Source organism: Mesorhizobium sp. M0848, assembly GCF_040319805.1.
Classification (GTDB): Bacteria; Pseudomonadota; Alphaproteobacteria; order Rhizobiales; family Rhizobiaceae; genus Mesorhizobium.
Window position 1 is genome coordinate 158254 of record NZ_JAMYOM010000012.1, and the last position, 21340, is coordinate 179593.

The 21340-nt window shown below is 61.3% G+C and carries 20 protein-coding genes; 15 read left to right on the plus strand and 5 right to left on the minus strand.

What is annotated here, in order from left to right; translation table 11 throughout:
- The first annotated feature begins 2 nt into the window (after positions 1-2).
- The 6 genes from NKH95_RS16085 to NKH95_RS16110 all read left to right on the plus strand — a co-directional run bounded on the left by NKH95_RS16085 (position 3) and on the right by NKH95_RS16110 (position 5383).
- Complete coding sequence (locus tag NKH95_RS16085; RefSeq protein ID WP_013533206.1) at positions 3-764, plus strand: TIGR04290 family methyltransferase; 762 nt, start codon at positions 3-5, stop codon at positions 762-764.
- The gene (locus tag NKH95_RS16090; protein ID WP_023809485.1) at positions 757-1689 is read left to right on the plus strand and encodes a glycoside hydrolase 5 family protein; all 933 of its coding nucleotides are present in this window, start codon (positions 757-759) and stop codon (positions 1687-1689) included. The genes NKH95_RS16085 and NKH95_RS16090 overlap by 8 nt, the downstream gene beginning before the upstream one ends.
- A 6-nt stretch (positions 1690-1695) precedes the next feature.
- The gene (locus tag NKH95_RS16095; protein WP_352721180.1) at positions 1696-2844 is read left to right on the plus strand and encodes a glycosyltransferase; all 1149 of its coding nucleotides are present in this window, start codon (positions 1696-1698) and stop codon (positions 2842-2844) included.
- Complete coding sequence (locus NKH95_RS16100) at positions 2841-3827, plus strand: GNAT family N-acetyltransferase (RefSeq protein WP_128303881.1); 987 nt, start codon at positions 2841-2843, stop codon at positions 3825-3827. The genes NKH95_RS16095 and NKH95_RS16100 overlap by 4 nt, the downstream gene beginning before the upstream one ends.
- A 3-nt stretch (positions 3828-3830) precedes the next feature.
- Positions 3831-4745, plus strand: coding sequence for a class I SAM-dependent methyltransferase (locus NKH95_RS16105; protein WP_352892020.1), 915 nt, complete (start codon positions 3831-3833; stop codon positions 4743-4745).
- A 461-nt stretch (positions 4746-5206) separates the two neighbouring features.
- Positions 5207-5383 (plus strand): hypothetical protein, encoded by a 177-nt coding sequence (locus NKH95_RS16110; protein WP_023809490.1) that lies wholly within the window; start codon positions 5207-5209, stop codon positions 5381-5383.
- Here NKH95_RS16110 and NKH95_RS16115 read toward each other — a convergent pair whose 3' ends face one another.
- A complete protein-coding gene (locus NKH95_RS16115) occupies positions 5384-5947 on the minus strand; it encodes a sigma-70 family RNA polymerase sigma factor (RefSeq protein ID WP_023809491.1) in 564 nt (187 codons plus the stop codon).
- 291 nt (positions 5948-6238) lie between these two features.
- Here NKH95_RS16115 and katE point away from each other — a divergent pair, with 291 nt between their 5' ends.
- The gene (gene katE / locus NKH95_RS16120) at positions 6239-8350 is read left to right on the plus strand and encodes a catalase (RefSeq protein WP_023809492.1); all 2112 of its coding nucleotides are present in this window, start codon (positions 6239-6241) and stop codon (positions 8348-8350) included.
- Between the two features lie 72 nt (positions 8351-8422).
- Here katE and NKH95_RS16125 read toward each other — a convergent pair whose 3' ends face one another.
- From NKH95_RS16125 to NKH95_RS16135, 3 genes are all read right to left on the minus strand, one after another.
- Entirely contained in the window at positions 8423-8917 is a 495-nt protein-coding gene (locus NKH95_RS16125; protein ID WP_023809493.1) for a hypothetical protein, read from the minus strand.
- A gap of 87 nt (positions 8918-9004) precedes the next feature.
- The gene (locus tag NKH95_RS16130) at positions 9005-10384 is read right to left on the minus strand and encodes an Nramp family divalent metal transporter (RefSeq protein ID WP_348625573.1); all 1380 of its coding nucleotides are present in this window, start codon (positions 10382-10384) and stop codon (positions 9005-9007) included.
- Positions 10385-10631: 247 nt separating this feature from the next.
- Positions 10632-11222 (minus strand): LysE family translocator, encoded by a 591-nt coding sequence (locus NKH95_RS16135; protein WP_050592649.1) that lies wholly within the window; start codon positions 11220-11222, stop codon positions 10632-10634.
- A gap of 224 nt (positions 11223-11446) precedes the next feature.
- On the opposite strand from NKH95_RS16135, the gene NKH95_RS16140 reads away from it, so the two are divergent.
- From NKH95_RS16140 to NKH95_RS16175, 8 genes are all read left to right on the plus strand, one after another.
- A complete protein-coding gene (locus NKH95_RS16140; RefSeq protein ID WP_023809496.1) occupies positions 11447-12457 on the plus strand; it encodes an ATP-dependent DNA ligase in 1011 nt (336 codons plus the stop codon).
- 106 nt (positions 12458-12563) lie between these two features.
- The gene (locus tag NKH95_RS16145; RefSeq protein ID WP_128303876.1) at positions 12564-14318 is read left to right on the plus strand and encodes a thiamine pyrophosphate-dependent enzyme; all 1755 of its coding nucleotides are present in this window, start codon (positions 12564-12566) and stop codon (positions 14316-14318) included.
- 95 nt (positions 14319-14413) lie between these two features.
- Positions 14414-15295 (plus strand): cytochrome c oxidase assembly protein, encoded by an 882-nt coding sequence (locus NKH95_RS16150; protein ID WP_352441946.1) that lies wholly within the window; start codon positions 14414-14416, stop codon positions 15293-15295.
- 248 nt (positions 15296-15543) lie between these two features.
- Positions 15544-16524, plus strand: a complete 981-nt coding sequence (coxB, locus tag NKH95_RS16155; protein WP_050592651.1) for a cytochrome c oxidase subunit II — start codon at positions 15544-15546, stop codon at positions 16522-16524.
- The gene (gene ctaD / locus NKH95_RS16160) at positions 16521-18461 is read left to right on the plus strand and encodes a cytochrome c oxidase subunit I (RefSeq protein ID WP_352892025.1); all 1941 of its coding nucleotides are present in this window, start codon (positions 16521-16523) and stop codon (positions 18459-18461) included. The genes coxB and ctaD overlap by 4 nt, the downstream gene beginning before the upstream one ends.
- A complete protein-coding gene (locus NKH95_RS16165; RefSeq protein WP_023809500.1) occupies positions 18458-19060 on the plus strand; it encodes a cytochrome c oxidase subunit 3 in 603 nt (200 codons plus the stop codon). The genes ctaD and NKH95_RS16165 overlap by 4 nt, the downstream gene beginning before the upstream one ends.
- Position 19061: 1 nt before the next feature.
- Positions 19062-19403: a hypothetical protein gene (locus NKH95_RS16170; RefSeq protein ID WP_352441943.1), complete on the plus strand. Its 342-nt coding sequence runs from the start codon at positions 19062-19064 to the stop codon at positions 19401-19403.
- Positions 19404-19423: 20 nt separating this feature from the next.
- Positions 19424-20884 carry a c-type cytochrome gene (locus NKH95_RS16175; RefSeq protein WP_352892027.1) on the plus strand — a complete coding sequence of 487 codons (1461 nt, stop codon included), beginning with the start codon at positions 19424-19426 and terminating at the stop codon, positions 20882-20884.
- Here NKH95_RS16175 and NKH95_RS16180 read toward each other — a convergent pair.
- Positions 20856-21257, minus strand: a complete 402-nt coding sequence (locus NKH95_RS16180; protein WP_352631297.1) for a c-type cytochrome — start codon at positions 21255-21257, stop codon at positions 20856-20858. The genes NKH95_RS16175 and NKH95_RS16180 overlap by 29 nt on opposite strands.
- Positions 21258-21340 lie beyond the last annotated feature (83 nt).

A 21340-nucleotide genomic window follows, 5' to 3' on the forward strand; every position in this document is an offset into this window, starting at 1 on the left:
TCATGCTGCATTCCCATGCCGAAATCCGCCGCCGTATCGATGCTCTCGGCCCATGGTTCCACAACATGGAACTGGCGGGTGTCGAAACCGCTCCCAACCATTTTCTCGGCAATTATCCGCTGATCAAATGGCGCAAATTCGCCGAGGCCATTCCCGCGGATCTGACAGGCAAGACGGTGTTGGATATCGGCTGCAATGCCGGTTTCTATTCCATCGAGATGAAACGGCGAGGTGCTGCCCGTGTCCTCGGCATCGATTTCGATGAGGCCTATCTGGCGCAGGCCCGCTTTGCCGCCGAGATCGCCAATTGCGAAATCGAATTCCAGAAACTTTCGGTCTACGACGTCGGCGCCCTGCGCGAAACATTCGATATCGTGCTGTTCATGGGGGTGCTTTATCACTTGCGCCACCCCTTGCTCGCGCTCGACCTTATCCGTGAGCATGTCGCCGGTGACCTGATGATCTTCCAGTCCATGCAGCGCGGCAGCACAGATCTGCCCGAGATGGAAGAGAACTATCATTTCTGGACGCATGACCTGTTCGACCGGCCGGAATTTCCCAAGCTCCATTTCATCGAGCACCGCTATGCCGATGACCCGACCAACTGGTGGATTCCCAACCGCGCCTGCACCGAAGCGATGCTGCGCAGCGCCGGATTTGAAATCGTCCTGCATCCGGAGCAGGAGGTCTATTTCTGCCGCGCCGCCGGCGACCCGGCCAGTGGCGGTCCCGTCTACCCCTCGAAAGGACAGCGCCATGATTGAAGCCGCGATGATCTGGAACGAGCCCAACAACAAATCGCATTGGGACCCGGAACTCGACCCTGATTGGAGCCGCTTTGCCAGGATGGCGATCCTGTCGGCGGACGCAATCGCATCTGAAAACCCGGCTTTGACCAAAGTGCTCGGCGGCATCTCGCCGATAGATCCGGGGTTCATCACCCGCATGAAGGAATTCGGCGTGCTGGATCATGTAGATGCCGTCGCTGTGCACGGCTTTCCCCTCGACTGGAATCTGTGGCAGATCCAGGAATGGCCGCAGAAGATCGGCGAGATCGCGACCGTCACCGACCTTCCCATCTGGGTCAGCGAAGTCGGCGTATCGACCTTCGGCGCCGAGGAAATCCAAGTCTGGGGGCTCAAGCGCACAGCTGAATTGCTGCTCGGCAATGCGCCACGCATCCAGTGGTACAGCCTCTATGATCTTCCGCGTGAATGGGAAGCAACGACGCGGCACCGCGAAGCCGAGGGCTCGTCTTATTACCGGCATTTCCATATGGGGCTGCTGCGCCAGGACGGCACGCCAAAGCCCGCGCTGGAGGAATTCCTGCGCCATGCACCTGCAATGGGCCTGGTGCAGTGGTTTCATTTCGAAGACCCGCGGCTGGACGATGCCGTCGCCTGGATGAAGCGGCTGGGTGTCACCAATATGCGTACCGGGCTTTCCTGGGCGGACAGCTTTCGGCCGAATGCGCTGGACTGGTTCGACCGGCAGATGGAAGCACTCGCCGATTTCGATGTGACGGTCACCTTCTGCTTCACACCTCAGCACCGCGGAATGATGCCCCACCACACCAGCCCCCCCCTGGTGCCGGAGGAGTTCGCGGAATTCTGTTCAACCATGATCCGCCGCTATGCGCCTGGCATGACATCCGCCTCGCTCCCCACGCAGCGGGCCTCGGCCGCGTGAAATGTCATGGTGCCCATGCATCAGATGCCGGGCTCCGCGACGCCGTTGACAGGTGGAGATGCGGCGCAGGGCAACGAGACGCGACCGGCCGCGACGCTCACCGTCCTCAATGTCGCCTACCCTCTCGCACCCGTCGGCCCCGACGCTGTCGGCGGTGCCGAACAGGTTCTGTCGATGCTCGATCGGGCACTGGTTCAGGCCGGTCATCGATCTATCGTCATTGGCTGCCGAGGCTCCAGAACGAGCGGCACGCTTGTGGAAATACCGGCCGAAAACGGCGTACTCGACGAGGCGGCGAAGAGCCGCGCGCAACAGGCCCATCGCGACGCGATCGCGGCTGCCCGCGCCCGATGGCCCATCGACGTGGTTCATCTGCACGGCATTGATTTCGACGCTTATCTGCCCGACGATGGTCCGACGTTGGTGACCCTCCACCTGCCATTGGATTGGTATCCGGCCGCGGCATTGCGCCCGACGCGCGGTGACCTCTGGCTCCATGCGGTCTCGCCCAACCAGCAGAAAACCGCGCCATCAGGCGCCAGGCTGTCGGCGCCGATTCCAAACGGCGTTGACATCGAAGCACTGACCCTGCTGCAGCCGAAGCGCGACTTTGCCCTTGTTCTAAGCCGGGTTTGCCCGGAAAAGGGCGTCCACCTGGCGCTCGACGCAGCCAAACAGGCAGATGTGCCGCTGGTCATCGGCGGCAAGGTCTATCCCTATGAAACGCATACGCGGTACTTTCGCGATGAGGTCCAATCTCGCCTCGATGGCCGCCGCCGCTTCCTTGGCCCGCTCGGCTTCACCGCCAAGCGACGCATTCTCAACGCAGCGCGCTGTCTGGTCATTCCGAGCCTCGCAGCCGAGACCAGCTCGCTTGTGGCCATGGAGGCCCTCGCCTGCGGTACCCCGGTGGTCGCCTTTCCAAATGGTGCGCTTCCCGATGTCATAGAGCACGGCAGGACGGGCTTTCTCGTCGACACGGTCGATGAGATGGCCCAAGCCATTCTTGCGGCGTCCAGCTTGGATGCCGAGACATGCCGGGCCGAAGCGCGACGGCGGTTTTCGCTGGAACGGATGATCTCGTCTTACATGGACGCCTATCAGGCGCTGGCACAGCTTGGCAGTGGTCGCCGGCGCTTCGCCGCGGTGCCGTGAGTAAAGCTGTGCTGCGCAGCGAAATCATCGGTGACCTCGCACAATTCGACGCCTTGACGCCGCACTGGTGGAAACTGTGGCAGCAGAGTCCCTCGGCGACGCCGTTTCAATCTCCCGCCTGGCTGGTGCCGTGGTGGCACGCATTCGCACCCGGTGAACTGGCGACGGTCGCGGTATGGCGCGGCGGCGATCTGGTCGGGCTGGCGCCGCTCTATCTCGAGCATGGGACCGCCGGTTCGAAGCTGCTTCCGGTCGGCATTTCGCTCAGCGACTACCTGGACATTCTGGCTGTCCCTGGGATCGAAGCCGAGGTCGTCGCCATTGTCGCCGAGTCGATCCTCTCGATCGGGTGGGTGCAATGGATCTTGTCGGACTTGCCGCAGGACAGCGTCGCCCTTGCGATGACGCATCCCGAGATGGATTGGCCGACCGCTCATGCCGCCTGCCCCGTGCTCGCCCTCGCCGGCGACGAAACGCTTGCAGGCTGCGTCCCCGCAAGACGCAGACGCCAGTTGCGTCGGGCGCGTCAAGCCGCATCAAGATGCGGCCGGATCGCGATGTCGTCGGCGAGCGGCAGTCCGCAAACCTTCCTCGATCAGTTGATCCGCCTGCACAATATGCGCTGGGCCGAACAAGGAGGCGGTGTGTTGGCCAACGCCGCCGTCGAGCAATTCCATCGGCTCTCACTTCCCGTGCTCGATGCTCACGGTCTGGTGCGATGCTGGCTGTTCGCGATCGATGGCGGGACCGTCGGCGCCTATTACGGATTTCACCACTGCGGCCGTGCCTATGCTTACCTCGGTGGCTTCGACCCTGCTTATGCCGAGGAGAGCCCAGGCGCGATCCTGATTGGCCACGCAATCGCGGAAGCGATCCGCGAAGATGCGCGCGAGTTCGATTTCCTGCGCGGCCAGGAGGCCTATAAATATGGCTGGGGCGCCGTCGACAGGTGGACGATGCGCAGGGTCTGGACGCGGAGTTGATGCATGAGTGTAACCGCACCGAAAGCCGCCCGGCGCCTGACATCGGTCGGGCTGGCGGTTGAAGACTGCGTGGCCGATGGCATTTGCGCCGAAGGCGTTCTCGTCAGACTGGCGCTCCACCTGCCGCCCACAATTGGAGCGGCGGAATTGGCGGAGGTCGTGCTGAAGGTCCAGCCGGCGGATGCCGGCGACGCAGCAAGGCTGCGAAAGGTCGCCGGACTGCTGCGCTGCAAGCCAGACGTCTTCGCCATGTTGCAGGCAACGGGTGGCGCCGTTCGGCATGAGCGCGATGAGGATGAGACGAATGTCGCTGTCGTCAGGCGGCTGGCCTCCAGCTTCGATGCCGCGGCAGCGATTTCGGGAGCCGCGAGTGTCCAACTGGCATCCCTCGGCGATGAGGCAAGGCTCACAGCCACGACCAACGAAATCGTTGCTTGGCTGGAATCGCGAGAATTCACCGGAAGGGAACGGAGCATCCTCGACATCGGTTGCGGCATCGGCCGTTTCGAGCGTGCGCTGTGCAAATCCTTCAAGCGGATGGTCGGCATCGACATATCGCCGCGGATGATCTCCATCGCCTCCGAGCAATGCGCCGCGCTCGGCAATGTCGAGTTGCGACAAACCTGCGGTCTCGATCTGTCCGAATTCGCCGATGCCAGTTTCGATTGCGTGCTGGCGGTGGACAGCTTTCCCTATCTGGTTCTGGCCGGCATGGCTGATCGGCATTTCGACGAAATTGCGCGCGTTCTGAAACGGCCGGGCTGGCTCGCCTTGCTGAACTATTCCTATCGCGGATCACTTCTCTCAGACCGCGATGACATCGGCCGTCTGGCGCAAGCTCATCAATTGCGGGTCCTCATCGACGGCGAGAAGCCGTTTCGGTCGTGGGATGGCGACGCCTTTCTGCTCGCTGGGTGAAGCGGAACATTACAGCGCGATGCCAGTTCGGACGTCGAACAACGGGCACCGACGAGTGTCCCCGATTCGAAGGAGGATATCATGGCATCCGGCGGTAAAAAACATTTCGGCCGCAGCAGCCAGGCAAGAGTGCCGACGCCGGCGCGGTGACCTCACCGGAGAAGGACGAGATCGAAGAAAACGCGGTCTTGTCGAATCGCGACAAGAAGCAGCATGGCCAGGAGCGCGGGCAGGACGGCAATCGGATCAAGTCCGATCAATATCCGGGTCACGCCGCTGACCGATTGCCTAAGGACTGAACGCTACCGCAGCGCGTCCATGGCCCGCGGCGACGAAGGAGCAGCAAGGAAATAAACCTGTGCAAGGGGCCGCTGGTGAGCTTCTTGGCGGTGGACACCGCCTTGTAATGCAAGGCGCTTACCACCACACTAGGATCAAGGGACCGCTATCAAGAGAATGTGATGTCTCGTTCGAGCGACGATACCGCGGATCCGCATGTCGAGATGGCTGTGGATCAGGAGATTGCTTCCCTGCTGGCCGCCATAGAGCAGGAAAAAATTCCAGATCGCCTGACCGAGCTGGCGATCGAATTGCAAAACGCGCTCGTCGAGAAACGTCGACGCGACGTGAAGAACTGACTATCTGCGGCCGTCGACCTCGACATCGAGCTGACCATCCGACAGCTGGTTTCGTCTTTCCATCAATGTCTGCAGCGAACTCTCCCCCAGGAATTCAAGGATGTTGGCGCGCGCACGGTTCAGGCGGCTTTTGACCGTCCCGACCGCGCAACCGCATATGTCGGCGGTTTCCTCGTAGCTCACTCCCAAAACGCCGATCAGCATCAGGACCTCGCGTTGGTGTTCAGGCAGCCTTTGAATAGCGCCGTGAACTTCCCTGCTCTGAACCGTCCATTCCTGGGTAGCTTCCGAAATTGGCCTCGAAGACGCGCAATCGAGCAGGCCGGGCGCCTCCCGGGCAGCGATCTTGACCCGGGTGTAATAAGTGTTGCGCATGATGGTGAAGAGCCACGACTTCATGCGCGTACCGGGTTCGAACTTGTCGATGTTGGCGAGACCCTTGGTCAGTGTCTCCTGCACGAGATCGTCGGCGTCGTCGGGGACGCGGCAGAAGGTGCGCGCGAATGCCCGCAGGGCAGGTATCAGGTCAACGATGGAAACTTCACTGGTTTCCTGGTCGGCCAAAAGGCAGCCTCCGGATGACAATGGTCCAGCTCCCAGAAGAAAGAGTGTGTGAACGCAGCCCCAGCTAAATGCATGGAAGTTTGGTTCGTTCCTCGTGCTGGAGACAACTCTTCATAAATTCTGCGCAGGCGGAGATATCTGTCATCCGATCGGCGCGCACCATCGCCGCAGCAGTCACGGCTCCTCCGACAGCGGTGTCTCCAGCGTCCATTTTTTACGGGAACAAAGCCGCTCACCGGCAGTTTGATGGCTTGACCACTTCAACCTTCCGGTATCGATCGAGGACCTGTCATGGCCAAATCCGCTCGCCCCTCCGCTCGCCAATCGGCAAGTGGACTGGATCAGAATAGCGCGCGCGGAAATGGCGGCGAGTTGCACCAGATCGCGGGGGACGAAACGCCTGCCCTTACGACGGCGCTCGGAACGCCTGTCTCCGACGACCAAAACACATTGCGGATCGGTGAGCGCGGACCATCGCTGATCGAGGACTTTCACTTTCGCGAGAAGATTTTCCACTTCGACCACGAACGCATCCCGGAAAGGGTCGTTCATGCCCGCGGCTACGGTGCGCATGGTTTTTTCGAGACCTACGAGTCACTTGCCAAATACACACGTGCCGACATTTTCCAGCGAGTTGGTGAGAAGACGCCGGCATTCGTTCGTTTCTCGACGGTTGCCGGCAACAAGGGCTCGTTCGATCTCGCCCGCGACGTGCGCGGCTTCGCGGTCAAGCTCTACACCAAGGAAGGCAATTGGGACCTGGTCGGCAACAACATCCCGGTCTTCTTCATCCAGGACGCCATCAAGTTTCCCGACCTGATCCACGCTGCCAAACAGGAGCCCGACCGTGCCTTTCCGCAGGCACAGACGGCGCACGACAATTTCTGGGACTTTATCAGCCTGATGCCGGAATCGATGCACATGGTGATGTGGATCATGTCGGATCGCGCGATCCCGCGTTCCTTCCGCTTCATGCAGGGCTTTGGTGTGCACACGTTCCGCCTCGTCAACGCGAAGGACGAATCCACCTTCGTCAAGTTCATCTGGAAACCCAAGCTCGGCATGCAATCGGTGGTCTGGAACGAGGCGGTCAAGATCAATGGCGCCGATCCCGACTTCCATCGCCGCGATCTGTGGGAGGCCATACAGGCCGGCAATTTCCCGGAATGGGAGTTGACGGTGCAACTGTTCGATCAGGCGTTTGCCGACAGTTTCGACTTCGATATCCTGGATGCAACGAAGATCATTCCCGAAGAGGTCCTCGAACCAATTCCGGTCGGTCGGCTGGTGCTCGACCGGATGCCGGATAATTTCTTCGCCGAGACCGAGCAGGTGGCGTTCATGACGCAGAATGTGCCGCCCGGAATCGATTTCTCCAACGATCCGCTTCTGCAAGGCCGCAACTTCTCTTATCTCGATACCCAATTGAAACGGCTGGGCAGCCCGAACTTTACCCATCTGCCGATCAATGCGCCGAAGTGCCCGTTCGCCCATTTTCAACAGGACGGGCACATGGCCATGCGCAACCCGGCCGGTCGCGCCAATTATGAGCCGAACTCATGGGGACTGGGACCGCGCGAGGATCCGCAGCGTGGCTTCCGTTCTTTCGCCGATGCCGAAGAAGGGCAGAAAGTACGTCTGCGCGCGGAGAGCTTCGCCGATCACTACAGCCAGGCCCGGCAATTCTTCAACAGCCAGACACCACCGGAGCAGCGTCACATCGCGATGGCGCTGACATTTGAACTGAGCAAGGTCCAGGCACCGGCGATCCGCGAGCGCATGGTTTCGCATTTGTTGAACATCGATGAAACGCTGGCGACCACGGTCGCCGACAAGCTCGGCGTCCGTGACCTGCCCGAACCTGCCGAAGCCGCCGTTACGCCGCGTGATGACTTGCCGCCGTCGCCGGCGCTCAGCATCATTCAAAATGGGCCTGATAGTTTTGAAGGCCGCAAAGTCGGTGTCATGCTTAGCGATGGAGCCGATGTCGCGCTGTTCGAGGAACTTCGTTCCGCCATCGAAGCGGAAGGCGCGGTGATGGAGGTGGTTGCGCCCAAGGTGGGCGGCGTCGAAACCGCCGACGGCACTCACATCGAGGCAAGGCACATGATCGACGGCGGTCCATCCGTATTGTTCGACGCGGTGGTGCTGCTCCTCTCCGAGGCGGGCGCCGAGTTGCTGGTCAAGGAGGCCGCTGCGAAGGATTTCGTGTCTGATGCGTTTGCGCACTGCAAGTTCATCGGCTTCACCACAGGGGCCGAGCCGCTCCTGATCAAAGCAGGCGTCGCTCCCGATGCCGATGAGGGGTTGACGCGGCTGGATTCGGCAGCTTCGGTAACTGCGTTTGTGCAGTCATGCCGCAAACTGCGGCTCTGGGCGCGGGAGGCGGCTGTCAAGCTTTGATGCGATGGCGCCAGCTGTTCCGTTGGCGTGTCCGCAGGCCTTGGTTGCCGCCACACCAGCCGCCACCGCGATCTACGAGCGGCCTTCCTTGCTGGACGCTTGTTGCCGCTGCTTTTCCAGGACCTCGTCGGTCCCGACCAGCTTCTTTGCTCCGCCTGAAATGGTCGTGGACACCACCGAGGGCGGATCGCTCGCCGGAAAGGAATCCTCCAACCCCGCCTGCAGTTGGTCCTCGAGCGTCTGTGGTTCTTCGGAACGGCCGGGCGTTCTGCGCGTGTCTATCTTCTCAAGTGCCTGTTTCTTTTTTGGCGAATCGTTGGCGTTCCGGACCAGGGCGTAAAGCTGCTCGATCGCGAATTCCTTGATCGATTCGAAATCGGCCCGATCGTCCTTTGCTGCCTCGATTTGATCAACCATGGCTTTCTCGAAGCGGTCGAGGCTGTCGGCTCCGCAGGCATGGGAAAGGCGCAACAGGGCCTCGTTCAGCATCAACGGAGCGAAATGTGCTGAAGCTTCAAGCCTGAGTTGCCTTAAACGATCCGGAGTGGCGGCCTGCAACTTTGACATGGACAACCTTCTTTCTCCCACAAACGTCTTAACGACATTTGACCGCCGATGTTCCACCAGGCCTGAACATCCTTCACGCCCGGCGAGCTACAGGAACCAGCTTGCTACCAGCCCCGCCGACGCCGCAAGAATCGCCAGGATCGTCACCCCACCCAGGATGTTCGTACTTGTGCTGTTGACCTTGTCACCCATGATCTTGCGGTTGTTGGTCATGATGAGAATGAGAAGCAGCAGCGGCGGCGTTGAAAATCCTTGCACGATGCCGGACCAGACCAGCGCTTTCATCGGGTTGAAGCCGAAGAAATTGAGGCCCACCGCCACCAGCGTTATGACCCCGATCACGATGTAGAATTTGGGAGCCTGCCGGGGTTTGGCATGCAAGCTATTCTTCCATCCCATCGCCTGAGCGAAATCGAAAGCAGCGCCAGCGGTCATGATCGGCACGGCCAGAAAGCCGACGCCAATTACACCGGCCGCAAAGAGAATGCCGGCAGCGTCGCCGGCAAGCGGCCGCAGCGCTTCGGCCGCCTGTGCCGCTGTCTCGATCTGCGTCTGCCCGGCCTTGTAGAGCGTCGACCCTGTCGAAAGGATGATGAAATACATGATCAGATTGGAAAACGTCATGCCGATCAGGATATCGCGGCGGGATCGGCGCAGCTCGCCCTCGGTGGCTCCTTTGCGCTCTTCGAGGCTCGTTCGACCCTTGGCGATCTCCTCCTCCACCTCCTGATTGGACTGCCACGTGTAAAGGTATGCGGAGAGCGTGGTCCCGACGATGGCGACGAGGATGGACAGGTATTCGCGGCTGAACTCGATTTTTGGCAACAGCGTGCCACGCAGAACGGAGGCGGCATCCGGTTTGGCAAGCACCGCGGAGACCACATAGGCAAGCAGAGCCAGAGCCAGCCACCGGAACACATTTCGGATCAATTTATACGATCCGAACACCTGCAGGGCAAAAATGACGATCGCGACGACAATGACGACCAACGGAGCAGGCAGCGGAACAAACAGCACAATGGCCGCCGACATGGCGCCAAGGTCGGCGGCTGCCTCGATCGTGTTGCCAATCAGTACGCCCACCAGCACAGACCATAGCAGCCAACGCGGATAGAAGTCCGATATGACCTTGAAAAGCCCGCGACCCGAAACCTGGCCAAGTTTGGATGAAAGATAGACGACGAGATACATCATCGGCAGCGTGACAGGTGCCGTCCACAGCAGGTCGGGCCCGAACCGCGCTCCGGCGCTCGCGTAGGTACCGATAGCCGAGCAGTCGTCATCGGCCGCGCCGGTGATCAGACCAAGCCCGAGAGCCCGAACGACGCCGCCTTTTTTTGGCTCTCTTGCCCTTTGGCCCTCTTCAGGTGGCTTGTTCATTGAAGGCGCGTCTTTACCGGGGCCACGCAAGAAATCATGACGAACATTCCAATCGGATGCCGATGAAGCAGCCGTTTCAAGCTGCATTGAGATCGAGTTCGAACCTCTGGTCAGGCTTTTTGTTCCTGGACACAGTCCCGGTCCGCGACGGCGATTCATCCCATGCGGGTTCTTTCGGCGGAGCCGAACATCGAAGCGAATGCTCCGTTCCCCTGAAGAAGAGAATGCTTGTGTCGAAGCCTGTCATTCAGGCGACGTGGCACAAAATTATTCTTTGAAGGAATGTCCAGCGGCGCCAAAGTCGAGTGTGGGGCCCGGCTGTTCATCCGCTTCGTCAGCGGCTCGTACCGCCGCCGATCACCATCCGCACGCCGAGGCCGATGATGAGACAGCCGGCGAGCCGCTGCTGCCAAAGCCTTGCGCGAGGGTGCCGCATGACCCATGCGCCGGCCGCGCCCGATGCCAAGGCGTAGGCTCCCAGCACCAGCACACCGGTTATCTTCTGTGTTGCGCCAAGCAGCACCAGCTGCAACGTGACGGAGCCCCTATGCGGATCGACAAATTGCGGCAGGAACGCAACCATGAACATCAAAGGCCAGGGATTGCTCAGATTGGCGATCATTCCTTCCCGGGCGGCGGCGAGCGGCCGCAGGGCCTTGAGGTCACCCGTGGGAATGGTTGCCGAGGATGAAAGCAGCAGCCGGATACCCAGCCAGACGATGTAGGCCGCCCCGGCCCATCGAAGCAGATTGAACGCCAGGGGCGAGGCGTGGACAAGCGAGGACAGGCCGAATGCAATCAGCGGAAGCTGCACAAGTCCGGCGCCCAGCGTCATGCCGAGCACCGTGAACAGCGCCACGTCGCGCCCCTGCCCGATGCCGCGTGCCATCACCAGCATGCTGTCGGGGCCTGGCGGCATCTGCATCAGAATGACGGTTCCGACAAAAGCTATCCACAATGAGGGATCGATGGGACATCTCCGCTCGCGTTGCCGATGACATCAAAGCGACCAGCCGTCATCCGGGTTCCGCGGCAAATGAAAATGTCCCATCGCGAAGAACCAGGCAGAACCGTCAGATGGAACGCGGTGCCAGTCCTGGAAGTTGAAAAGCCGGAGCCGTTCCTGAACCGGTTTTGGAGGCCTGACCCGTGCATGAACCGATAAACGCCTTCCCGCTCCCGCTGGACACTCCTCCGATGGAGGCCAGGCTTGCCGATGAAATCCCCAGGGACGGGAACCGCTGGCAGTACGAGCCCAAATGGGACGGATTTCGCTGCCTGGCTTTCAAGAGCGACAACGCCGTTGACCTGCGCGCCAAATCCGGCAAGCCGCTCGGCCGCTATTTTCCAGAAATCACGGAGATTTTGCGTGACCTCAAGCGCGGGCACTTCGTCATCGACGGCGAGATTGTCATTGAGGTTGACGGTGAGCTTTCCTTCGAAGCGCTGCAGATGCGCCTTCACCCAGCACAAAGCAGAATCCGCAAACTGAGTTCGCAGACGCCTGCCAGTCTGATCCTCTTCGACATGCTTGCCAGGCCGGGCGGCGAGGTCATCACGGGCAAGCCACTTGTCGAAAGGCGGCGAGCGATCGAGGACTTCGCGACCTCCTCGAACAGTCCAGATCTTCGCCTGTCGAAGTGCGCTTATGATGCAGCCACGGCGGCTCGATGGCTAAACGGCTCCGGCCATGCATCGACCGACGGCATCGTGGCCAAAGTGCTCGATGAGCATTATCTGTGCGGCGAACGTGCGATGGTGAAGGTAAAGCCGAGGCGCACCGCCGATTGCGTTGTCGGCGGTTTCCGCTATCTCGCGGACAGTCGTGAGGTCGGCTCGCTGCTCCTCGGCCTCTACAATGACGACGGCAAGCTCGATCACGTCGGCTTCACGTCGACCATCGCCAGGACCGACAGAGGAGCGCTCACGCGCCGGCTGGAAGGGCTGCGGTCAGAGCCCGGATTCACCGGCAAGGCGCCCGGCGGCCCGAGCCGCTGGAGCACGGAGCGCAGCGGACAATGGGAACCCTTGGAACCTGAACTGGTGGTGGAGGTCCGCTTCGACCACGTTACCGGCAATCGGTTTCGCCACGGCACCAAACTGCTGCGCTGGCGCCCCGACAAGGCGCCACGGCAATGCACGTTCGAGCAGATCGAATAGACCGCTCCGGGGAGATCGCTTCCAGAAACCTGTCACGATTTATTGTGACGAAGGAACCAACTCGGGATTCACCGGTTCGGACACCATCCGCCGGAGCTACCCTGACATGCCAAATGCAGCAGAAATTCTCATCGATACGCTCGTCGCCTGGGACGTGGAGGTGGTGTTCGGCTTGCCGGGAGACGGCATAAACGGCGTCATGGAAGCGTTGCGGACGCGGCGCGACAAGATTGCCTTCGTTCAGGTCCGGCATGAAGAATCGGCTGCCTTCATGGCATGTGCGTATGCCAAGTGGACAGGTAAGCTGGGCGTGTGCCTTGCGACGTCCGGTCCCGGCGGAACACATCTTCTGACCGGCCTCTATGACGCCAAGCTCGACCAGGCTCCGGTGCTGGCGATTACGGGCATGCAGTTCCACGATCTGATCGAGACGTTCACGCAACAGGATGTCGATCTGACGCGCGTGTTCAATGATGTCTCCGTTTATAACGCCCATGTTGCCGATGCCGCGCATATGGAAAACGTCGCCAGCCTTGCCTGCCGAACCGCGCTGGCGCGCAAGGGCGTCGCACATCTTTCGATTGCCAGCGACATCCAGGAGCAGGAGCGCGATCCGTCGAAGCGCTCCAAGCGCAATCGCCCGGCGCACACGCCGCAGGATATGTTCGCCGCTCACAGCGTACCGCTGGACGTTGAGCTCGACAAAGCCGCCGACATTCTCAATGACGCTTCGCGGGTTGCGATCCTGGCCGGACGCGGCGCCATCGGCGCGGCCGCCGAACTCGAACACACGGCGCGCCTGCTGCAGGCGCCTGTCGCGAAGGCCTTGCTGGGCAAGGCGGTGCTGCCGGACGACCATCCCTACACCACCGGCGGGATCGGCATTCTTGGAACCCTGGCTTCGCAAGAGGCGATGGAGAGCTGTGACGCGGTGCTGATTGTCGGTTCGACCTTTCCCTATATCGAATACTACCCGCAGCCCGGGCAGGCCCGTGGCGTCCAGATCGACTGCGATGCGCAGCGGATCGGCTTGCGCTTTCCAGTCGAAGCCGGCCTTGTCGGCGACGCGGCCGAGACATTGCGCGCGCTCAACCAACGTCTGACGCAGAAGCCCTCCGATGAGTTCCTGCACCGTTCCCAAGAGACCATGAGAAAATGGCGCGAGATGATGCGGCAGTCGGAAGACATGCAGGCGCAACCCTTGAAGCCACAGGCGATTGCCCGGGCGTTCGGACAACGGTTGGCCGACGACACGGTGCTGGCCACGGATTCCGGTCAGAACACGGAACTGGCCGCCCGCCATGTCGATCTTCGCAGCGGCCAGGCATTTGGGGTGTCCGGATCGCTGGCGTCGATGGCTTGCGGTCTCGCCTACGCCATCGCTGCCGGCATAGCATTCCCCGGTCGCCCGATTGCCGCCATCGTCGGCGATGGCGGCTTTGCCATGCAGCTCGGCGAATTCTCGACGGCGGTGCGCTACAAGATCCCGCTGAAGGTTCTGGTGATCAAGAACAACATGCTCAATCAGATCGCCTGGGAGCAGATGATGTTTCTGGGGAATCCGCAATTCGGCTGCGAATTGCAGCCGATCGATTTTGCCATGGCGGCGGAAGCAATGGGCGCCAAGGGTTTTCGCATCGAGCGGACCGATCAGATCGAGACGGTTCTCGACCAGGCTTTCGCCACGGAAGGCCCTGTCGTGATCGAAGCGCTGGTCGATGCCTATGAGCCGCTGATGCCGCCCAAAATGCCGGCAGACTATGCCAAGAACTTCCGCCAGGCCCTGCCGCGAACACCGGGACACGAACGCATAGAAGAAAATATCGCCCGGGAGCCGGCGAAATCGATGATGGACGCCTAGAGGCGGCGCAAGGAGGTGGGAACAGCGCGCCTCCTTGGCTTCATTCTGGATCTTTCCAGATGAACCGGTGCTCTTCCGGGTGACGGATGCGGATCATGAGCTTCGACGCGCTTTTTTCGACCTCCATCTGCTACGGTAACGGCGCTCCGCAGGCCGGTTGGACTCTGGCGCTCCCCATCACATTGCCACTGGCGGCAATCCTTTTGCTGTATGTTGCCGGCGCCAACCGACTGTGGCGACGGAGCGGACGCGGACGTCGCTTGCGATCACGGCAGGCCTTCCAGTTTGCTGCCGGCTGGGCCGTCCTGGCGTTCGCCCTTGTAAGCCCGATCCATGCGTTGGGCGAACATGTGTTTGCGGCGCACATGATCGAGCATGAATTGCTGATGGTGGTCGCAGCGCCTCTGCTGGTTACCTCCCGCCCGACAGCGGCGATGATGTGGGCACTGCCGGTACAACTGCGCCAGATATTCGGAGCGGCCGGACATGCAAATACGCTTCGGGCGATCTGGGCGTTCATCAGCCGCCCTGTGGTCGCGACCGTCCTGCACGGAGCCGCGATATGGATTTGGCATCTCCCGGCGCTGTTCGAGGCTGCCCTCCAGCAGGGTTTCCTGCACTATGCCCAGCACGCGAGCTTCCTCGGCACCGGGCTTTTGTTCTGGTGGGTGCTGCTGCCTCGCCCTGGCCGCGAGCACGCTCGCGGCAATGCGGTGATGCATCTCTTCTTCACCTCGCTCCACACCGGGCTGCTCGGGGCTTTGCTCGTTGTCTCGCCAAAGCTGTGGTATCCGGCCAACGCCGTCGGCTCGGATCTGTGGGGGCTCAGCCCGCTCGAGGACCAGCAACTTGCAGGCTTGATCATGTGGATTCCCGCTGGCCTGATCTATGGCGGAGCCGCACTGCTCTTGGTCGCTTTCTGGATTCAAACGAGCAGTCGGCGGCATCAGGCTCCCCAGGAGTTGCGCATCGTCTAACCCGCACCGCTTCACGTCGGTTTTCGCCGGGGCGGTGTTGCCAAGCATCCTTTTTCAGTCAGCTGCGTTATGGCCTTGGCAACGATGGTGGATCCTTCATGGCGAGGTGCATGAGTCCGTTGGCCGGCTCTCGCAGGCGGACACGACCGCGAATGTCGCTTGCCTTTACATGTCCAACGCAAATCCTGACTGACATTGTTCCGGGAAAGGCCGCGCAACAGCGTTTGAGGTGGGTCAGCGCAGCGCCGATGTTGGTATTGGCAGGATGCGGCGATCGGCAGTCGGCCCTCCATGCACACGGTGCGAACGCCCGGAGAATCCTTGATCTGATCTGGTCTTTCAGCGCAGTCGCGGTGGCCACGTGGCTGCTTGTCATGCTGGTCTTGGCGGCAGCGCTTTTGCATCGCCGCCTGTCCGAGACAACGCGCTCGCCGCTCGAGATCGATTCACATCAGGAGCGCCGATTTACCCGCGCTGTCGGCAGCGCCATTGCGTTGACCGTTCTGGTGCTCGTCATGATGACGATAGCGAGTTTTTTCGCCGGCAAATCCATTGCTTCGCTGAGCGGAACGGAAACGCTTGCCGTGCGGATCACGGGGCACCAATGGTGGTGGGAGGTCCGGTATGCCGGTAATGATCCCTCGCAATCGATCGTCACGGCAAATGAAATCCATGTCCCGGTTGGCGAACCGGTCAAGGTCGAACTCGATTCGCTCGATGTCATTCATAGCTTCTGGGTGCCGAACCTTGCCGGTAAGCGCGATCTCATTCCGGGCCGGCTAAGCCAGCTTACCCTCATCGCCGATAAGCCCGGCATCTATCGTGGCCAGTGTGCCGAATTCTGCGGCTATCAGCACGCCCATATGGCCATCACCGTCATCGCGGAAAGCCGCGAAGCGTTCGAAGCATGGCAATCCAGGCAAAACGCCGTCGCATCGGCGCCTGGCGGCGAGGAAGAACGCCGCGGCCAACAGGCATTTCTTTCCACCGGCTGTGCGCTCTGCCATACGATAAGAGGCACGCCTGCCAGCGGAACGGTCGGACCTGATCTTACCCATCTCGCCAGCCGACGTGCACTGGCCGCGGATACGCTGGCCATGACCCCTGGCGCACTCGCCGCCTGGATTGCCGATCCACAGTCGATAAAGCCTGGCGCCAAGATGCCGCGCATTGCCCTTAGCGCCGACGATCTCAACGCGGTCGTCACCTATCTCGGAAGCCTCGAATGAGCGGCATTGCGGGAAAGCCGGCCGAGCATACCGAGCAGGGCTTGAAAGGCATCCGTGACACCGGCCTCGAAGAGGTGAGACTGCGCGCTTTTCTGGCGCATGCCTGGCGAACGCCGAAAGGCTTCTACGGCTGGCTGGTCACGGTCGATCACAAGCTGATCGGACGGCGCTATATCGTGACGGCTTTCCTGTTTCTCATCCTTGCGGGTCTATCAGCGCTCGCCATGCGTTTCCAGCTTGCCCAGCCTGAGGCCGGCCACATCGGCCCCGATCTCCACAACCAGCTGTTCACCATGCATGGCACGACGATGATGTTTCTGTTCGCCGTGCCGGTGATGGAAGCTTTCGCCATTTACCTGGTGCCGCTGATGATCGGCACTCGCAATGTCGCCTTTCCGCGGCTCAATGCATTCAGCTACTGGGTCTATCTTTCCGGCGGGCTGATGATCTGGATCGCCTTTGCCTTCGAAACCGGTGCGGATGCCGGCTGGTTTTCCTACGTACCGCTCGCCGGACCCGAATATGGCATCGGCAAGCGCCCCGATTTTTGGGCGCAGATGGTGACCTACACTGAAGTGTCCGCGCTCGCGGTAGCGGTCGAGATCATCGCGACAGTGTTCAAACAACGTGCTCCCGGCATGTCGCTCGACCGCATCCCGCTCTATGTCTGGTCCGTCCTCGTTACGGCTTTCGTCATCCTGTTCGCCATGCCGGCCGTGATGGTCTCGAGTACAATGCTGATCCTGGACCGCCTGGTCGGCACGAAATTTTTCGATCCCGCAGCAGGCGGCGATGCACTGCTGTGGCAGCATCTGTTCTGGTTCTTCGGCCATCCCGAGGTCTACATAATCTTCATTCCGGCGACCGGCTTCGTCTCCGCGATCCTGCCGACCTTCGTTCGCCGCCCGATCTTCGGCTATCTCGGCATCGTCCTGTCGTTGATCTCGATCGGTTTTCTTTCCTTCGGCCTGTGGGTGCACCACATGTTCGCTACCGGCCTGCCGCAGCTCGGCGAAAGCTTCTTTACCGCTTCCTCGATGATGATCGCCATTCCGAGCGGCATTCAGATCTTCTGCTGGATTGCGACGATCTGGGGCGGCCGGCCGATCTTCGCCACGCCCATGCTTTTCGTGCTCGGCTTCATCTTCACCTTTGTGATCGGCGGCCTGACCGGGGTCATGGTCGCCTCGGTGCCGCTCGACCTGCAGGTGCACGACACCTATTTCGTGGTTGCCCATTTCCACTATGTGCTGGTCGGGGGCGCCGTCTTCCCCCTGCTCGGCGCCGTTTATTACTGGTTTCCCAAGATCACCGGACGCATGCTGTCGGAGAGGCTCGGCCGCTGGAATTTCTGGCTCGTCTTCCTCGGGTTCAATCTCACCTTCTTCCCCATGCATATTCTCGGTCTGCAAGGCATGCCGCGCCGCGTTTATACGTATCCGCCGGCGAGCGGCTGGGGCGAGATGAACCTCCTCATCAGCCTCTCTTCACTGGTGGTGTTCGCCGGCTTTGCGCTTTTCTTCCTGAACCTCCTGCTCAGCCTTCGCAACGGCCGCATTGCCGGAGACAATCCCTGGGGCGCGAGCACGCTCGAATGGGCGACGACGTCGCCGCCGCCCTCCTACGATTTTTCGCGGCTGCCCGTGGTAACTCACCGCGAACCGCTTTGGGCCGAGCCCGATACGCTTCCCGTGGTCGAGGGTCTGCGTGTCGACGCACGCGAGGTGCTCGCCGGCACGGTCGCCGATGCGGTGCCGCAACTAAGGGTGCCATCGGCTGACAACTCGATCTGGCCGCTGCTGTCGGCCATTGCGGTGGGCGGCGCATTTCTCGGTTCGATATACACGCCATGGGCGGTGGTCTGGGGAGCGATCCCGGTTTCGATCGGCTTCATCTGTTGGTTCTGGCCGAAAGGCGAGCCGGAGGACGAGGAATGAGGCACCGTCCCGTCGCCGACGTCAGCCACCTGCCCACATATGATTTCGGGTCGGCGAGCCCGATGTGGTGGGGAACCCTTGCCTTCATTGCTCTCGAGGCAACAGGTTTTGCCTTGGCGATAGGCACCTACTTCTATCTGGCTGTGCTGGCCCGGCATTGGCCCATCGGAGCCCCGGCGCCAGATTTGCTGCCGGGCACGGCAGCGTTGATTATTCTGGTTGCGAGCGTCGTGCCCAACCACCTGATCGAGTTTTGGGCGCGTCGCCAGGACCTCGCGAAAGTTCGCCTTGGCATGGTCGTCATGTCGATCGTCGGGATTCTTCCGCTGATCGTTCGCATCTGGGAATTTCCGGCTCTGCGGATTTCCTGGGATCAGAACGCTTACGGATCGATCGTGTGGTTCCTGCTTGGACTGCATACGACGCATCTTCTTACCGATGTCGGCGACACGATCGTCCTGGCGGTTCTCATGTTCACGCAAAAAGGCAAGGCGGGCCGCCGCTTCAGCGACGTCTCGGACAATGCGTTCTACTGGGACTTCGTCGTCGTCTCATGGGTCGTGCTCTATCTTGTTATTTATTGGGCTCCGAGGATGTGAGATGCAGGCGATCCGTACCGGCGTTTCCTGGGCAGGCCTGGTCAGCGGGCCAGTTGCGTGGGCAATAGCCCTGCAGCTCGATTACTCCATTGCATCCTGGCAGTGCCATGCCGGCTTTCGTCCCACTGCCTTGTTCTCATTGATAGGCGCCGCTGTCGCCCTGGCAGGCACGCTGCTGTCGTGGCACGCCGTTCATGACCGCGGACATGGTACGATCCCGCCCCGGAGGGCGCGCACGCGTGCGTTCCTTGCCAGGACTTCGGTGGGCGTCGGGGCGCTGTTCACGCTCATCTTGCTGGCGCAAGTGGTGGCAGGGCTGATCTTCAGCGGGTGCGAACTGTGACGACGCCAAAGACGCGGAGATTGGCCATCCACCGCCGGTACGCGCTTTGGCCTGCCACGGGCATTCCATTCCCACCCGTCATTTCTCGGGCGGTCGTACTCGTCTTGTCGTCGTTGGCGCTTTGCACCGAGCTGCGGGCGAGCGAAATCCAGAGGGGTGAATATCTCACGCGAGCGGCCGACTGCATCGGCTGCCACACGTCCAATCCGAGCCGCCCCTTCGCTGGAGGCTATCGCGTGCCGACACCGTTCGGCGATGTATACTCGACCAACATCACACCAGATCTCGAAACGGGCATCGGACGCTATTCCGCGGACGAGTTCGTGCGAGCCGTCAAGAAAGGTATCAGGCGCGACGGAGCCGATCTCTACCCCGCCATGCCCTATGACAGCTTCGCCGCAATGAGCCGCGAGGACGTGCTTGCAATTCGGGCCTATATCCTTGCGCAGCCGCCGATTTCCCAGCCGCGGCCGCGAAACATTCTGCCTTTTCCATTCAACCAGCGCTGGACGGTTGCGCTGTGGAAGCTCGCGAATCTCCAAACCGGCAGTTTCACGCCTGATCGGAGCCGGACCGCAGCATGGAACAGGGGAGCCTACCTTGTCGAGGTGCTCGGCCACTGCGGTGCCTGCCACACGCCAAGGAATGCGACGTTCGGCATGGATGAAGACCACAAGCTTGCCGGCGGCACCGCCGGCATCTGGCACGCCTTCAACATCACCAGCGACAAGATCGCAGGCGTCGGCGGCTGGAGCAACGAAGAGCTGTCTCGATTTCTCAAAACCGGCGCCGTGCCCGGGAAGGCCTACGCGGGCGGGCCGATGGCGGAAACGGTCATGAACAGCCTGCAGCATCTTTCCGACGACGACATCCAGGCTATTGTCGCCTATCTCAGGGACGTGCCCACCCAACCGGGAGACGAGAAGCAGCCGCGTTTCTCATGGGGTAACGCGGCCGCCGCCGCGGCCGACGGCGATGCTGGAACCGAGGGGATGACGCAAGGCAGCGGGACCGCAACCGGCGATGATCTCTATCGATCGCTCTGTTCGACGTGCCATGGGGCGAACGGAGGCGGATCGCCCGACGGATACTATCCGTCCTTGACCCGCAACAGCACCCCCGGCGCGGCCACGCCCGAGGATGTCGTCATGACCATCCTTGAAGGCGTCAAAGCTGGTGACGTGGCCGGGCGTCAATCGATGGCGGCCTTCGGCGGCTGGCTGGACGATGGCCAGGTGGCAGCTCTTGCAAATTACGTCACCGCGCGGTTCGGAAATCCCGACCTCAGCGTCACCGCGGCCGATGTACGCCAGATGCGAGCAGGAACGACAACCAGCCAGACAATCATGATTCTGGCGGCTCAATCACTTGTAGCGGGCGCCGCCGTGTTGATGCTTGGCCTGCTGCTTTTGCTGGCAAGACGCCTGCGCCGTGGGGCGACTTCAGCGCGCCTCATGTTCGCGCATAGAGATAGGCGGTAATGTCGCGCGCCTCTTGAAGCGACAGATTTGTATTGGGCATGGCCGCCTTCGGGTCTACATCCCGCGCCCTGCTGATCCAGCGCATCATCGCATCCGGGGTGGCTCGCGACGCCCCGATATATCCTCTTTCGACGACGCCTTGCAGGGACGGACCGACGGTGCCATGGGCGCCGGGTACCCCCGGGATTTCGTGACATCCGCCACAGCCGTGGCGGATCATTGCCGGGACGGCCCGGTCAGGGTCGCCACCGATGGCCTGTGCAATGGTGGTTTCCCGGAGATTGTCGCCGCGGACCAAGTTGACGGCGCAAACTACCGGAATAATGACGATTGCCGCGGATACGCCTGCCACCCAGGGCAGCGCGGATGGCATCAGCCTGACGGGTTGTCGGCTCATCCGCGCATGCCATCGCAGTCGCAAAACGCGGCCCGATCGCAGCCCCAGGGAAAGGAGCA

What these genes read in the sequence shown, in the direction of transcription:
- NKH95_RS16085 (WP_013533206.1), top strand. Translation starts at nt 3, where the DNA reads ATGCTGCATTCCCATGCCGAAATCCGCCGCCGTATCGATGCTCTCGGC.
- NKH95_RS16090 (WP_023809485.1), top strand. Translation starts at nt 757, where the DNA reads ATGATTGAAGCCGCGATGATCTGGAACGAGCCCAACAACAAATCGCAT.
- NKH95_RS16095 (WP_352721180.1), top strand. Translation starts at nt 1,696, where the DNA reads ATGGTGCCCATGCATCAGATGCCGGGCTCCGCGACGCCGTTGACAGGT.
- NKH95_RS16105 (WP_352892020.1), top strand. Translation starts at nt 3,831, where the DNA reads ATGAGTGTAACCGCACCGAAAGCCGCCCGGCGCCTGACATCGGTCGGG.
- NKH95_RS16110 (WP_023809490.1), top strand. Translation starts at nt 5,207, where the DNA reads ATGTCTCGTTCGAGCGACGATACCGCGGATCCGCATGTCGAGATGGCT.
- katE (WP_023809492.1), top strand. Translation starts at nt 6,239, where the DNA reads ATGGCCAAATCCGCTCGCCCCTCCGCTCGCCAATCGGCAAGTGGACTG.
- NKH95_RS16125 (WP_023809493.1), bottom strand. Translation starts at nt 8,917, where the DNA reads ATGTCAAAGTTGCAGGCCGCCACTCCGGATCGTTTAAGGCAACTCAGG.
- NKH95_RS16130 (WP_348625573.1), bottom strand. Translation starts at nt 10,384, where the DNA reads ATGCAGCTTGAAACGGCTGCTTCATCGGCATCCGATTGGAATGTTCGT.
- NKH95_RS16135 (WP_050592649.1), bottom strand. Translation starts at nt 11,222, where the DNA reads ATGCAGATGCCGCCAGGCCCCGACAGCATGCTGGTGATGGCACGCGGC.
- NKH95_RS16145 (WP_128303876.1), top strand. Translation starts at nt 12,564, where the DNA reads ATGCCAAATGCAGCAGAAATTCTCATCGATACGCTCGTCGCCTGGGAC.
- NKH95_RS16150 (WP_352441946.1), top strand. Translation starts at nt 14,414, where the DNA reads ATGAGCTTCGACGCGCTTTTTTCGACCTCCATCTGCTACGGTAACGGC.
- coxB (WP_050592651.1), top strand. Translation starts at nt 15,544, where the DNA reads ATGTTGGTATTGGCAGGATGCGGCGATCGGCAGTCGGCCCTCCATGCA.
- ctaD (WP_352892025.1), top strand. Translation starts at nt 16,521, where the DNA reads ATGAGCGGCATTGCGGGAAAGCCGGCCGAGCATACCGAGCAGGGCTTG.
- NKH95_RS16165 (WP_023809500.1), top strand. Translation starts at nt 18,458, where the DNA reads ATGAGGCACCGTCCCGTCGCCGACGTCAGCCACCTGCCCACATATGAT.
- NKH95_RS16170 (WP_352441943.1), top strand. Translation starts at nt 19,062, where the DNA reads ATGCAGGCGATCCGTACCGGCGTTTCCTGGGCAGGCCTGGTCAGCGGG.
- NKH95_RS16180 (WP_352631297.1), bottom strand. Translation starts at nt 21,257, where the DNA reads ATGCCATCCGCGCTGCCCTGGGTGGCAGGCGTATCCGCGGCAATCGTC.